This window comes from Bradyrhizobium sp. WYCCWR 12699 (genome assembly GCF_032144035.1).
Lineage (GTDB): Bacteria > Pseudomonadota > Alphaproteobacteria > Rhizobiales > Xanthobacteraceae > Bradyrhizobium.
Genome location: NZ_JAVTJN010000005.1, coordinates 116088 through 129887, shown reverse-complemented (window position 1 = coordinate 129887; position 13800 = coordinate 116088). Strand labels below are relative to the sequence as shown.

The following is a 13800-nucleotide window of genomic DNA, read 5'->3' as shown; positions in this document are numbered from 1 at the left end:
TCAGCCCCGCTTGATACGCGGGTCGATCGCGGCTTGCGCGATGTCGACCAGGAGATTGAGGAAGACGAAGAACAGCGCGAGGATCAGGATCGTGCCCTGGAGCAGCGGCAGATCGCGCTGGAAAATCGCGGAGTTGAGCAGGAAGCCCGAGCCCGGCCAGGAGAACACGGTCTCGATCAGGATGGAGCCGCCCAGCATGTAGCCGAGCTGGAGCCCCATCACCGCCAGCGCGGTCGGCGCGGCGTTCTTGATGACGTGGCGGAATACGCCGCGCTCGTGCAGCCCCTTGGCGCGCAAGGCCTCGACAAAATCCTGGCTGAGGATGTCGCCGGTGAGTGCGCGCACGGTGCGGGTGACGATGCCCATGGGAATCACCGAGGTCGTGATCGCCGGCAGCACCAGATATTTCAGATGGGCCCAGTCCCACGCCCAGGAGTTGGAGCCGTTGGGCCCGGCGCCGACCGCGGGGAGCCAGTTGAGCTGCACCGAGAAGATGATGACGAGCAGCATGCCGAGCCAGTAATGCGGCACCGACACGCCGGCGATGGCGAAGGAGGTCGCGACCTTGTCGATCCAAGTCTCGCGGAAATAGCCGGCGATCAGGCCGAGCAGGATGCCCATCGTGAAGCCGATGATGGCGGCCGCGATCGCGAGCGTCACGGTGTTGCCGACCGCGCGCATGACCTCGGCCAGAACGGGGCGCCCGGTAGCGATGGAATTGCCGAGATCGCCATGCAGGGCACGGAGCAGCCAAAGCCCGAACTGCACCGGCAGCGGGCCGTCGAAGCCATAGGCGGTGCGCAGCTGCGCGGCGAGCTCCTGCGAGGCATCTGCGGGGAGCACCGCAACGAGCGGATCACCCGGCGTGATGTGCACGAGCAGGAAACACACCAGCGCGACGCTGATGACGATCGGGACGACATAGACGATGCGTCTGGCGATATAGGCGAGCACGTTTGGTTCTTTCTTCCTTCTCCCCTTGTGGGAGAAGGTGGCGCGCACTTAGCGCGCCGGATGAGGGGTTGTCTCCGCGGACGATCTTGCGACGGTCGAGGGGTCTGCTCCAGCGGAGAGAGACCCCTCACCCGGCTTCGCTTTGCGAAGCCACCCTCTCCCACAGGGGCAGAGGGTGCATCGCGCAAGCCGCTAGATTACTGCGCGATCGACACCGGCGAGAAGTCGATGAACCAGCTCTTCGGCTGCACGACGCCTGTGACCTTCGGGCTCATCGCGCGCGGGCCGACGTCGTGGGCGACGTAGAGGAAGGCGGCGTCGTCGACGGAGGCCGCGTGCAGCTCGGCGAGCGCGGCGTCGCGCGCGGCGGGATCGAAGGTCTGCCGCGCCTTCTTCACCAGCTCATCGAACTTGGGATTGTTGATGAAGCCCCAATTGTTCGAGACCGGCGGCGCCATGCCCGACTGCAGGAAGCGCACCAGTGCGAAGAACGGGTCCATCGCGGCATAGGTGACGTTGGTGGCGTTCGAGCCGTTGGCGCTGGGATCCTTGGCGCCGCGGCGCCAGTTGGTGAACAGTGTGTTCCACTCGATGACGTCAAGCTTCACGTCGAAATAGCATTCGGCGAGCGCCTGCTGCAGATATTCGTTCATCGCCAGCGGCTGCATCTGGCCGGAGCCGGAGGCCGAGGTCTGCGTCTTCACCGTCAGCTTCTTGTTTGGGCCGAAGCCCGCTTCCTGCATCAGCTTCTGGGCGGCGGCCTTGTCGTATTTGATCTCGAAGCTCGGCTTGCCGCGCCAGGGATGACCGGGCTCGAATGTGCCGGTCGCGGGCACCATCAGTCCGGCAAGCAGGCCGTCCTTGAGGCCTTCGCGATCGATGCAGAGATTCGCGGCCTTGCGCACGCGGATGTCGTTCCAGGGCGAGCCCTCGACGCGCGAGAATTGCCAGGGCCAGACATGCGGCTGCTCGTTGGCGTAGAGCTTGAAGCCGCGCTGCTTGAGCTCGGGCAGCGCATCCGGCGCCGGCGCCTCGACCCAATCGACCTGCCCGGAGAGCAGCGCCGCGGTGCGCGCGTTGGCTTCCGGCATCGGCAGCAGCACCATCTTGTCGACCTTGGGCACGCGTGCCTTGTCCCAATAGCTCGCGTTCTTCACCAGCTCGAGCCGCTCGCGCGGCGTGAAGCTCGCCATCTTCCACGGACCGGTGCCGGCGGCGTCCTTGGCAAACGCGGTCCAGGCCGCCTGCGACTTCGCCTTGGCGTCAGCGCCTTCCGCCTTGTCGTAGAAGTGCTGCCACTTCGCCGGACTCGCCATGAACAAATTGGTGAGGTTGATCGGCAGGAAGCTGTCGGGCTCCTTGGTGGTGAGCTCGACCGTCATGTCGTCGATCTTCTTCGCCGAGGCCAGCGTCGGCATGCGCGACGCCGTGACGCCGACCTGGCTGGCGTCGAATTGCGGCGCATCCTGCTTCAAGACCTTCTCGACGTTCCACACCACTGCATCCGCGTTGAACGGGGTGCCGTCGTGGAAGGTCACGCCGGGACGCAGCTTGAAGATCCACTTGGTCTTGTCGGCATCGTCGACCTTCCACTCGGTCGCAAGGCCGGGGATCACCACGCTCGCCTTTTCGGCAGACGACAGGTCCCAGCCGGTGAGCGCGTCGTACATGGTGAGGCCGGTGAAGCGGTTGCCTTCAAAACCCTGATCAGGCTGGCCCAGCGTGCGCGGAATATCGGCAGCGGTCATGCCGATGCGCAGCACGGTCTCCGCGCTGACCGCACGCGGCCAGGCCGCCGCCGTCGTTAGAGCGAGCACCGCGATCAATGCCGCGCGTGTGTTCTTCTTCGTAAGCATCGCCTCAATCCTTTTCCGGCTTCGATGACTATTTTTGATGCAATCGTATGCAATGGCTATGCCAGAGAGAAACTTATTCTGCAATTTGGCCCTGCGACGACAAGTCCTTGTGTGCCGGAGGCGGGTGTACGCGCCGCGCTGCCTATTCTGGCATCAAGATTGCAGGTTCGCTCCCGCAATCCCCTGGGAGCTCTAGGCCATGCGTATCCGTCTATCGATTTGTCTCGCCGTGCTTGCGCTGGCGTCGTCCGCAATCTCGACGCGCGCCGAAACCGTGGTGCGCTACGGCATCTCGATGGCGGACATTCCGCTGACCACGGGTCAACCCGATCGCGGTGCCGGCGCCTATCAGTTCACGGCTTACACGATCTACGATCCGCTGGTCGCCTGGGAGATGGACGTCGCCGACCGGCCCGGCAAGCTGGTGCCGGGGCTTGCGACCGAGTGGAAGGTGGATGACGAGGACAAGACCAAGTGGCGCTTCACGCTGCGCAAGGGCGTGACCTTTCACGACGGCAGCGCGTTCAATGCCGATGCGGTGATCTGGAATCTGGACAAGGTGCTCAACGACAAAGCGCCGCAATTCGACAAGCGGCAGAGCGCGCAGGTGAAGACCCGCCTGCCCTCCGTCGCCAGCTACGCCAGGATCGACGATTTCACGGTGGAGATCACCACCAAGACGGTCGATTCCTTCTTCCCCTATCAGATGCTGTGGTTTCTGGTGTCGAGCCCCGCGCAGTACGACAAGCTCGGCAAGGATTGGGACAAGTTCGCCAGCCAGCCCTCCGGTACCGGGCCGTTCAAACTGACAAAACTCGTACCGCGCGAGCTCGCCGAGCTCAGCAAGAATCCTGACTATTGGAATAAGAAGCGCATTCCCAAGGCCGACAAGATCGTGCTGGTGCCAATGCCGGAAGCGCTGACGCGCACCAATGCGCTGCTCGCGGGCCAGGTCGATCTGATCGAGACGCCGGCACCGGACGCGGTGCCGCAGCTCAAAGCCGCCGGCATGAAGCTCGTCGACAACGTCACGCCGCATGTCTGGAATTATCACCTGTCCGTGCTGCCGGGCTCGCCCTGGACCGACATCCGCCTGCGCAAGGCGCTGAACCTTGCGATCGACCGCGACGCGGTGGTCGGGCTGATGAATGGCTTGGCGAAGCCGGCGAAAGGACAGGTCGACCCGTCCAGCCCGTGGTTCGGCAAGCCGAGCTTCGAGCTGAAATACGACCTCGCCGCCGCGAAGAAGCTCGTCGAGGAAGCCGGCTACTCCAAGGCGAAGCCGCTGAAGGCCACCTTCATCATCGCGCAAGGCGGCAGCGGCCAGATGCTGTCTCTGCCGATGAACGAATTCCTGCAGCAGAGCTTCAAGGAGATCGGCATCGACATCGACTTCAAGGTGGTCGAGCTCGAGACGCTCTACACGCATTGGCGCAAGGGCGCGGCCGACGAGATCAACGCCGGCATCACCGCCAACAACATCGCCTATGTCACCTCGGACCCGCTCTACGCCATCGTCCGCTTCTTCCATTCCGGCCAGATCGCGCCCGTGGGCGTCAACTGGGGCGGCTACAAGAACCCGAAAGTCGACGCGCTGATCGACGAGGCCAAGCAGACCTTCAATGCCGCCAAACAGGACGAGCTGCTGGCGCAGGCGCACGCTTTGATCGTCGACGATGCCGCGCTGGTCTGGGTCGTCCACGACACCAACCCGCACGCGCTGTCGCCGAAGGTGAAGCAATTCGTGCAGGCCCAGCACTGGTTTCAGGATCTGACCACGATCGGGATGGAGTGAAGGCGGCGATCACCGCTGCCGTACGGTGGGCAAAGCGTAAGCGTGCCCACCATTTCTACATTGCAGGATAAGATTGTGGGCACCGCGCTTCGCACCAGCGGGCTGGTTATACGCTCGAAACACTACTTCGTCAGCAGCGCATACGCCCCGGTCCAGCCCTCCGGCGGCGGGTTGAGCTGGAAATCCTCGATCCGCGCCTCGTAGAGCCTGAACAGCTTCTCCAGGGTGTCGGCGTCCTCGCTTCGGCGGCCGCGCTCGATCGCATCGAGCGCGCCCTGCCAGTCGCGGCCGCGGTAGCAGCCGAGCATCTCGATGGTGATGTTGCGCAGGCGCTGGAAGGCGGCCGAATGCATCACGTCCTCGCGTCCGGCGATGGCGTATATCACCTCCGGCTCGGTCTTGCCCTTGACCATGATGAAGTCGAGCTCGAGGATCGCGAACCTGTCCTTGGCGGCGAGCGCCGTGCGGGAGCCGACGATGATGGGAAAACCGTATTCCTTCGACTGGCCTTCCAGCCGCGAGGCGAGGTTCACGCTGTCGCCGAGCACCGAGTAGTTCTTCTTCAGGTCGGAGCCCATGTTGCCGACCACGCCGATGCCGGTGTTGAGACCGATGCCGACATTGAGCGGGATGTAGACGCGGCCGCCTTCGGCGGCTTCCTCCTCGCGCTCCCTGTTGACCGTGTCGATCTTCTCCAGCATCTGGATCGCGGCCTCGCAGGCGTTGACCTCGTGCTCGGCATCGTCGAGCGGCGCGTTCCAGAACGCCATGATGGCGTCGCCCATGTATTTGTCGATATAGCCCTTCCGTTCGATGATGACGTCGGTCAGCGGCGTCAGGAAGCGGTTCATCAGCGCGATCAGGCCTTGCGGGTCGTGCTTGTAGCTCTCCGAGATCGTGGTGAAGCCGCGCACGTCGGAGAACATGATCGTCATCTCGCGCTCCTCGCCGCCGAGCACCAGCTTTTCCGGCGACTGAGCCAGCTGCTCGACCAGGACCGGCGACATGTATTGCGCGAACTGCCCGCGGATCTGCACGCGCTGGCGCTGCTCGCGGACGAAGCTGGCGAAGATCAGCGTCAGGTAGACCGCCGTGGTCGAAAGCAGCGGATAGGTGAAATCGATGAGGTAGCGGTACTGCGCATAGAAGAACCAGGACACGCCGACCAGGATGGCGGCGAAGGTCGCACCCGCGAGCACGAGGCGCACGGGACCGAGATTGGGCGTGAAGATGATCACCAGCAGGCCGATGATCAACGCCGCGAGCAATTCGACGCCGAGCGCGTAATTCGGCTGCGAGATCACCGCGCCGCTCAGCACGCTCTCCAGCACCTGGGCATGTATCTCGACCCCCGGCATGGTCGCGGACACCGGTGTGGTCTTGATGTCGTTGAGCCCGGCGGCGGAGGTCCCGACCAGCACCAGCTTGCCGGCAAACCTGCCCGGCGGCTCGCTGTTGTCGAGCACATCGGCCGCCGAGACGTAGATCGAGGGATCCCGACGCGCGTAGTGCACCCAGAACTGGCCGTTCTTGTCGGTGGGGATCTCGGCGCCCTTGAGGCGGATCGACCTGACACCGGTCTTGTCGGTCCGGACCAGCAGCGTCGGCGTGCCCGTGACGACGCGCAGGATCTCGAGGCTGAGCGAGGGCATGATGTTGCCCTGTGCGCGCATGATCATCGGCACGCGGCGGATGAACCCGTCCCGCTCTTTCCTGATCGAAAACAGGCCGCGGCCGGCTGCAACCTTCTCGATGACAGGCACGTTGCGCAGCAAGCCCGGAAATTCGAACAGGAAGCGTTCGGCCCCCTCCTCCCCGACCGTCGCCACCCCGGTAAACGGCAGCGATTTGTCCAGCTCCGACAAGACCGACGGAAGCCCGGTCTCGCCCAGCACCACGCGCGAGCGCTTGATGGCGTCGGCGAGAATCTGGTCGTTGGTCGGCAGCTCGCGCAGCTTGGCGCGCGTGGCATCGTCGAGATAGCGCATCTGGCTCGCGACCAGATCCGGGTTGAGCCGGTCGGGTTCGGAGAACACCACGTCGAAGCCGATCGCCACCGCGCCGCTATTGGTGAGGTTCTGGATCAGGTCGGCGATCCGCGTGCGCGGCCACGGCCACTGCCCGAGCTTAGCCAGGCTCTTGTCGTCGATGTCGACGATCACGACCGGACGCGCCGCCTTGTGGCGCGGGTCGATCAGCTGGAACATGTCGAAGGTGCGCAGCCGCAATTCCTGGATCGGCGGCGGATCCCACAGGCGCGCGCCGGCGAACAGCACCAGCAGCGCAAGGCACATCAGCCGCGCGAAGCCCAGCTTCCGCGCAAACCACCGCCGCAGGATCTTGAGACGTTTCATTCCAATCGGACTTCCTGGCCTGCACCATGCCGTGCGTGCCGATCATGGAGCGTCGGCGCGCGGTTGGCTATTCCCCGAACGCCAGGAACTAAGGGTTTTTTGCTGCGGTCAAGGCGGCAAGGCCGCCGTCACTAGGTGACATGAGGACCGAAGATGAAGTCGCTGGCCTGCAGGTTCGCGCTGACCATGCCCTTCAGCAGGAGAGTCTCGTGATTGTCCAGCGTGAGGAGCGTACCGCCATCCTGCGACGCCGGTGACAGATCGCCGATCGAGCTGATGCCGCTGAACTGGCGCAGGTCGATCTTGTCGAGGCCAATCTCGAAATCGTTCACGGTGTGCTGGATGGCATCCTGCGATGCGGCCGGCGCGAACACGAACTGGTCCTTGCCGCCGCCACCGATCAGCGTGCCGCTCGACTCGGTCGCGAAAATGACGTCCTTGCCGTCGGCGCCCGAAAGAACGATCTGCTGGCTGGTCTCTCCCTCGACAAAGATGAAATTGACCGTGTCGGAGTGGCCGGACGAGTCGGCGACGGTCAGCGTGATCTGGTCGAATTCGGGCGGCTGCGGGTAGTCATCGGTGCTGGCGCCCGTCGGATCGTAGACGACGCCGGTGCCGCCGCTCGCGAGGCCGGCGTTGATCTGCTCGAGCGAACCCGTCATCGGAGCGAAATAGACGCTGCTGACGTCCGGATGTGCGGTCGACAGCGTGACGGTGAACGTATCTGCCGCCGCGCCTGCATCTGTGTCGATGACGACGAGATCGTTGACGATGTCGTTGCCGTTCTCGATGATGTGCTCGACCTGGAAGCTTGCGGTATCGATGACCGGGCCGTTGGCATCGTTCGCCCCCGTCACGTCGACCGTGAGCGTGGCCGTGCCGGTCGCGCCGTGCACATCCGTGGTCTGGACCGTAAAGGTATCGGCGTAGGATCCTGCCGCCAGCGCGTTGATCGCCGCGGCGTTCGGGACGTAGCTGTAGCAGCCGTCGGGATTGATCGTCAGCGTGCCGTACAATCCGACAGCCGTCGTTGCCGCGTGATGATCCGCATTGAGGACGGCATAGGTCAGCGTCGCCGTCTCGCCGGTATCGACGTCGTTCCCCGTCAGCGTCCCGTTCAGATCCGAGAAGGTGTCGGCAGCGGCCGTGTCCGTGAGCGGACCGATGTGGAGATCGGCGAGCGTCGGCGCATCGTTGCTGCCGGCGATGTTGACGGTGACGATCGCGCTGGTGCCCGCACCGTACCCGTCATCCGGAACGATGGTGTATTGCAGCGACAGCGTCTGGCCGGCGGCGAGGAAGTCGAAGGCATGGCCTTGCGAATCGAAATTCCAGGTGAGTTGCGTCTGCGTGGCCGTGCCGTCGAGGATATCGCCGGACGGAACGCTGAGATAGTTTAGGAGGTCCGCATGCGACAGCCCGCCGACGCTGCCGGACTGCGGCGCGCCGTCGAGAGCAACCTGCAGCTCGCCGACCGACACCGTGACATGATCGGTCGCGTCGACGTCGGAGAGCGCCAGCACGCCGTGCGCAAGCTGGCCGGCATCGGTTTCCACGAGATCGGCGACGGCGCCGCCCGGTCCTGACGTGCTGCTTGCCCAGTCCGCATCGCCCTCGATGGCGAGGCTCTTGGCGGGATTGACCGCATTGGCGGCCGTGGTCCCGCTGCCGTCGCCGAGCTGGTAATACGCGGCGAGGTTCGTCTCGCTGCCGGTGAGCGCCGTGAAATCGAGCGACTGGATCTGCGCCTGCGTCAGCGCGGCGTTCCAGACGCTGACATCGGCGATCGAGCCGAAGAAGCCTTCCGCGCCAAAGCCCGCCGCGCCCGGCTCGCTCGCAGCGCCGATCATCATGTAGGACGCCGACGGATTCGACGGACTGCCGTCGATGGGGTTGATCGACCAGGCCTGCGAATATTCGAGGTTGCCGTCGAGATAGAGCGAGAAGGTGCCGTTGTCGCGGGTCAGCGCGACGTTGTGCCATTGCGATGCCGCGAGCGCCACGCCGGTATCGGCGATCTGAACGCCGCCTGCGAGGATCTGCAGCTCCATCGTGCCATCGGCATTGACCGTACCGAGCAGGCCGAAGCCCGTCGTCGAAGTGTTGCCGTTGTAGAACAGGATCTGGCCATGACCGGCCTCTGCGCCCCCGTTCCAGTTCACCCAGCCGTCCAGCGTAACCTCGTCGGAAGCGACCGTCGGCAGCTCGCCCACCGCGATGGTCTGGCCGTCGAAATTCATGTAGTCCGACGTGACATAGGAGACCGCCGGCGCATCGTTGGTGCCGGTGATCGTGACGGTGACGTCCTGGCTGACCGTGCCGCCATGCTGGTCGTCGAATGTGACGGTGTAGACCTGGGTGATGGTCTGCCCTTCCGCCAGCGATTGCAGCACGGGATCGTTGTTGTCCAGCGTGAAGTGCCAGCCGAGCGTCGCAGCGTTGCTGGTATCGCCGCCGGATTCGGACACGGCGTCGATCGTGAAAGTGCCGATATTCGTGCTGTCGTCCTCGAAGCCCGGCAGGGCCGAGCTGACCGACGACGACTTGAACACCGCCTGCGCGGTGTGGGTGTCGATCAGGTCGACATCCTGGATCGCCAGCGTGCCGCCGGCCGTCAGCGAGGCGTCGTCATCCTCGGTCACCGCGCCCGTCGCCGCGGCGGCATCGCTGGTGATGGTCGGCGCATCGTTGGCGCCGTTGATCGTGACGGTCACGTCCTGCGAGACATACGCGCCGTGATCGTCGGTGAAGGTGACCGTGTAGACCTGGGTGATGGTCTGGCCCTGCGCCAGCGACTGCAGCACCGCATCGTTGTTGTCGAGGCTGAAGTGCCAGCCGAGCGTCGCACCGTTGCCGGTGTCATCATTGAACTCGGCGATTGCGGAATCGATCGTGAAGGTGCCGAGCGGCGTGTCGTCGTCGAAGCCCGGCAGATGCACGCTCGAGGTCGACGATTTGAACACCGTTTCCGCAGTGTGGGTGTCGACCAGATCGAGGTCCTGGATCGCCAGCGCGCCGTCGATCGACAGCGTCACGCAGGCGTCCTCGGTCACCGCTCCGGCGGCATCCGCGGCACTGCTGGTCATCGTCGGCGCGTCATTGGCGCCGTTGATGGTGACGGTCACGTCCTGCGAGACGTATGCGCCGTGATCGTCGGTGAAGGTGACCGTGTAGACCTGGGTGATGGTCTGGCCCTGCGCCAGCGACTGCAGCACCGCATCGTTGTTGTCGAGGCTGAAGTGCCAGCCGAGCGTCGCACCATTATCGGTGTCGATGATGGATTCGAGCACTGACGGATCGATCGTGAAGGTCCCGAGCGGCGTATCGTCGTCAAAGCCCGGCAGATGCACGCTCGACGTCGACGACTTGAACACCGCCTGCGCCGTATGCGCATCGATCAGGTCGAGATCCTGGATCGCCAAAGTGCCGTCGATCGACAGCGTCACGCTGGTGTCGTCCTCGGTCACCTCTCCGGCGGCGTCCGCGGCACTGCTGGTCACCGTCGGCGCGTCGTTGGTGCCGGTGATGGTGACCGTGACGTCCTTCGTGACCTCCGCACCGTGATTATCGGTGAACGTGACGGTGTAGATCTGGGTGATGGTCTGGCCCTTGGCCAGCGACTGCAGCACCGGACCGTTGTCGTTGAGCGCGAAATGCCAACCCAGCGTCGCGCCGTTGTCGGTGTCCCCGCTGGATTCCGTCACCGACGGGTCGATCGTGAAGGTCCCGAGCGGCGTATGGCCGTCGAAGCCCGGCAGATGCGCGTTCGACGTCGCCGACTTGAACACCGCCTCCGCGGTGTGGGTGTCGATCAGGTCGAGATCCTGGATCGCCAGCGTGCCGCCGGTCGACAGCGTCGGCGTGGCCGCATCCTCGGTCACGGCCCCGGCCGCGGCGTCTGCATCGCTCGTGATGGTCGGCGCGTCGTTGGTGCCGGTGATGACCACCGTGACGTCCTGCGTCACCGTCCCGCCGTGATGGTCGTCGACGGTCACGGTGTAGACCTGCGTGATGGTCTGGCCTTCCGCCAGCGACTGCAGCACCGGATCGTTGTCGTCGAGCGTGAAGGTCCAGCCCACCGATCCACGGGAGCTGACGCCCGGACTCTCGACCACCGGATTGAGCGCGAACGTGCCGATATGCGACGTGCCGTCGCCGAACCCGGGCAGGTGCGCGCTCGAAACCGTCGACTTCAGGACGTAGCTCGCAGTGTGCGTATCGGTGAGATCGGGGTCGTTGAAGGCAATGGTGCCGTTCGCCGCGAGCGTGGCCGCACTATCCTCCGTCACAGCGCCGGCCGGATTGGTATCGTCCTCGACGATCGTCGGCACGTCGTTGGTGCCCTCGACATTGACGTCCGCACCGTTGATGGACACGGTGATCGGCGTGCTGACGACGCCGCCGTGTCCGTCATCGACCTGCACCACATAGTTGAGGGTCAGCGTCTCGCCTTCGGCGAGGAAATCGAAGAGATGGTCGGAAACGCTGTAGGTCCAGATGGCCGAGCCGTTGTTGCCGTTGCCCGCACCCTGCAGCACGGTGAGCGGCACCTCGACGGCGGCGATCGCCGCGAGTTGCTGCGGCGTCAGCGTCGCGCTGATATCGTGGCCCTGCGCATCGAGATATTTGAAGGGCTGGCTGGACGAGAGCGCCGCGCTCACGATGGGCCGGTCGGTCAGATCGACGTCGGTGAAGGTGACCGTTCCCGTGATGGTGTCGAGAGCCTCGTTGCCGGTGCCGATCTTCTCGATGACGGTTCCGCCCGACGTCGCGACGGTGGGCTTGTCGTTGGTCCCCGTGATCGTGATGGTGATCGGGATGAGCCTCGACTCGGGGCTCACCGAGAAATTGGTATCGACGCGGACCATGTAGGTCAGCGTCAGCGTTTCGCCGGCGGCGAGGAAGTCGAAGACGTTGTCCGGGATCGTGTAAGTCCAGACCGCCGAGCCGTTGTTGTCGTTGCCGGCGCCGGGGACGACGTTGATCTGGATCTGCGTCGCTGCGATGTCCTGCTTCTGGAGATCGGTGAGCGAGCCGGTAACGTCGTGCTGTCCGGCGTCCTTGTAGGCATAGTTCGGCGCTTCGGCGAGGCTGATGCTCACCGTCGGCCGGTCGCCGAGGTTTTGGTCGACGAACCTGATCAGGCCGGAGATCGTATCGGCATGGGTGTCGCCGGTCGCGTCAGCACGCTCGGTCAGCGAGAACGCCGTCTTCAAATTGCCGCTGGAGTCGAAGCTCTGCGCAATCGGTTGGCCGGGAATACGCAAGGCGGGCGGCGTGGAGGTGCTCGGCCCTTCCGATCCCTGCGTATTGAGATTGACGAAGGTCGCGGTCACGATGGGGCCGGACGCCGACTTGAACACCACGTCCAGGCTCATCGGCGTGAGCGTGTCGGTGAAGTTCGTGGTCAGCTTGGTGTTGGTGTTGTTGTCGGTGAACTTCAGCGTGAACACGTCCGTGATCAGCTTCTGAACGTCCGGCGACATCAGCGCATTGGAGATCGAGACGTTGCCGCCGCTGATCTGGATCATCTGGCCGGCCTGGTTGACCGTCGCGATCGGCAGCAGCGTGATCTTGTCGAACAGGATGTAGGAGCCCGTCGTGCCGTTCGGCTCGACCAGCACCTGGAAGCTGGCCTGCGGCTGCGGATCGCCGCCGCCTGCCGGAACGACGAAGTTGATCTGTGTCAGCACCGCCGTGCCGCGGATGCCCATGGTGGCGACCGGCGTGTCGATCTTCATGTCGCCGTGCTTGGCGGTCTCGCCGGCGACGAAGGTGATGGTGCCGGCGACGAGGCTCAGCAGCGAGGAATTGCTCGACCCGTTGGGGTCGTAGACCATCTCGTTCAGCACCATGCGCGCGTTCGAAGACAAGCCGAACACGGTGCCGTCGATGAAGGTGATGCCGAGGGTCGAATCGGCGCCGGTCGAAACCACGTCGCCCTTCTCGACGTTGTCGCCGTTGTTCAGGATGACCGAGACGCCGTTGCGGATCGCGGTCGCGCTTCCGGAGAGCTTGGTGACGTGGCCGATGACCTGGGCCGCGGCAGCGCCGGGCGCGGCTTGCGCAACCTGGACATAGCCGGTGAGCGCGTTGACGATGTCGCCGGTGAGGTGGGCGCCATCGGGCGAGGCGAGCGCTGCGCGCTTGTCACCCCGGAAATAATCGTGAACGACGAATTCATGCCCCTCGTGGGACAAGACGAGATCGAGGCCTGCGCGCTTGAACTCGCCGTTGAAGATCAGGTTGGGGTCGGGAACAACGAACGCGCCGTCAGGCACGTGACCGTGCGCCTTCGCGGTAAAGGAATCGACATGGGCATTGGTCGGGGCATTGAAGGGCGAGCGGGAACCCTGGCCGTCCAAGGAAATCGCGCCGTCAAATTGGCCAGCGTAATTCAACCGGGCACCGTAAAAAGGGTTAAAATTTAAGTAAGTATCGACTGCCTAAGCTTGCATAGCATTACCAAGTCCTTAGCGATACCACCTAATGCTTGTGTGATTTCGCATCACTTGGCCGTAGGCGCCCCTGCGGAGCGGCGCCGCCATAGAGAAGCCGAAGAAATCTTTCAAATATTCTGAAGTCGAATTCGGCCTATTTGCACGCATTTCCAGTCTTCCAAGGTAACCTGGAGTATAGTCACGGCACAGATACTTGCGTCATCTCTTGTTGGCGGGGTCCCGCCACATCCTGCGGTAAATACAGAGCTAAATCTGTGACCTAAGTAACAGACCCCGTGAAATAGCGGACTGTTAGGCATAGGACGCAGATTCGACGTCCCCACAACTTGTGCCTGCAATTGCCTCCATTTCGCGGCAGCAGAACACCTCCTAGCCCGAGA

At 64.0% G+C, this 13800-nt stretch carries 5 protein-coding genes; 1 reads left to right on the top strand and 4 read right to left on the bottom strand.

Features of this window, described 5'->3' with window-relative positions; all coding sequences use genetic code 11:
• Nucleotides 1-954, bottom strand: coding sequence for an ABC transporter permease (locus tag RPS27_RS05335; protein ID WP_313753888.1), 954 nt, complete (start codon nt 952-954; stop codon nt 1-3).
• Nucleotides 955-1151: 197 nt separating this feature from the next.
• Nucleotides 1152-2810 (bottom strand): ABC transporter substrate-binding protein, encoded by a 1659-nt coding sequence (locus RPS27_RS05330; RefSeq protein WP_212067800.1) that lies wholly within the window; start codon nt 2808-2810, stop codon nt 1152-1154.
• A 199-nt stretch (nt 2811-3009) separates the two neighbouring features.
• On the opposite strand from RPS27_RS05330, the gene RPS27_RS05325 reads away from it, so the two are divergent.
• Nucleotides 3010-4605, top strand: a complete 1596-nt coding sequence (locus RPS27_RS05325) for an ABC transporter substrate-binding protein (protein WP_212067799.1) — start codon at nt 3010-3012, stop codon at nt 4603-4605.
• A 122-nt stretch (nt 4606-4727) separates the two neighbouring features.
• Here RPS27_RS05325 and RPS27_RS05320 read toward each other — a convergent pair whose 3' ends face one another.
• On the bottom strand, nt 4728-6959 hold the full coding sequence (locus RPS27_RS05320; protein WP_212067798.1) for a CHASE2 domain-containing protein: 2232 nt from the start codon (nt 6957-6959) through the stop codon (nt 4728-4730).
• Nucleotides 6960-7090: 131 nt separating this feature from the next.
• Complete coding sequence (locus RPS27_RS05315) at nt 7091-13360, bottom strand: VCBS domain-containing protein (protein WP_409517541.1); 6270 nt, start codon at nt 13358-13360, stop codon at nt 7091-7093.
• Nucleotides 13361-13800: the final 440 nt, after the last annotated feature.

What these genes read in the sequence shown, in the direction of transcription:
- RPS27_RS05330 (WP_212067800.1), bottom strand. Translation starts at nt 2,810, where the DNA reads ATGCTTACGAAGAAGAACACACGCGCGGCATTGATCGCGGTGCTCGCT.
- RPS27_RS05325 (WP_212067799.1), top strand. Translation starts at nt 3,010, where the DNA reads ATGCGTATCCGTCTATCGATTTGTCTCGCCGTGCTTGCGCTGGCGTCG.
- RPS27_RS05320 (WP_212067798.1), bottom strand. Translation starts at nt 6,959, where the DNA reads ATGAAACGTCTCAAGATCCTGCGGCGGTGGTTTGCGCGGAAGCTGGGC.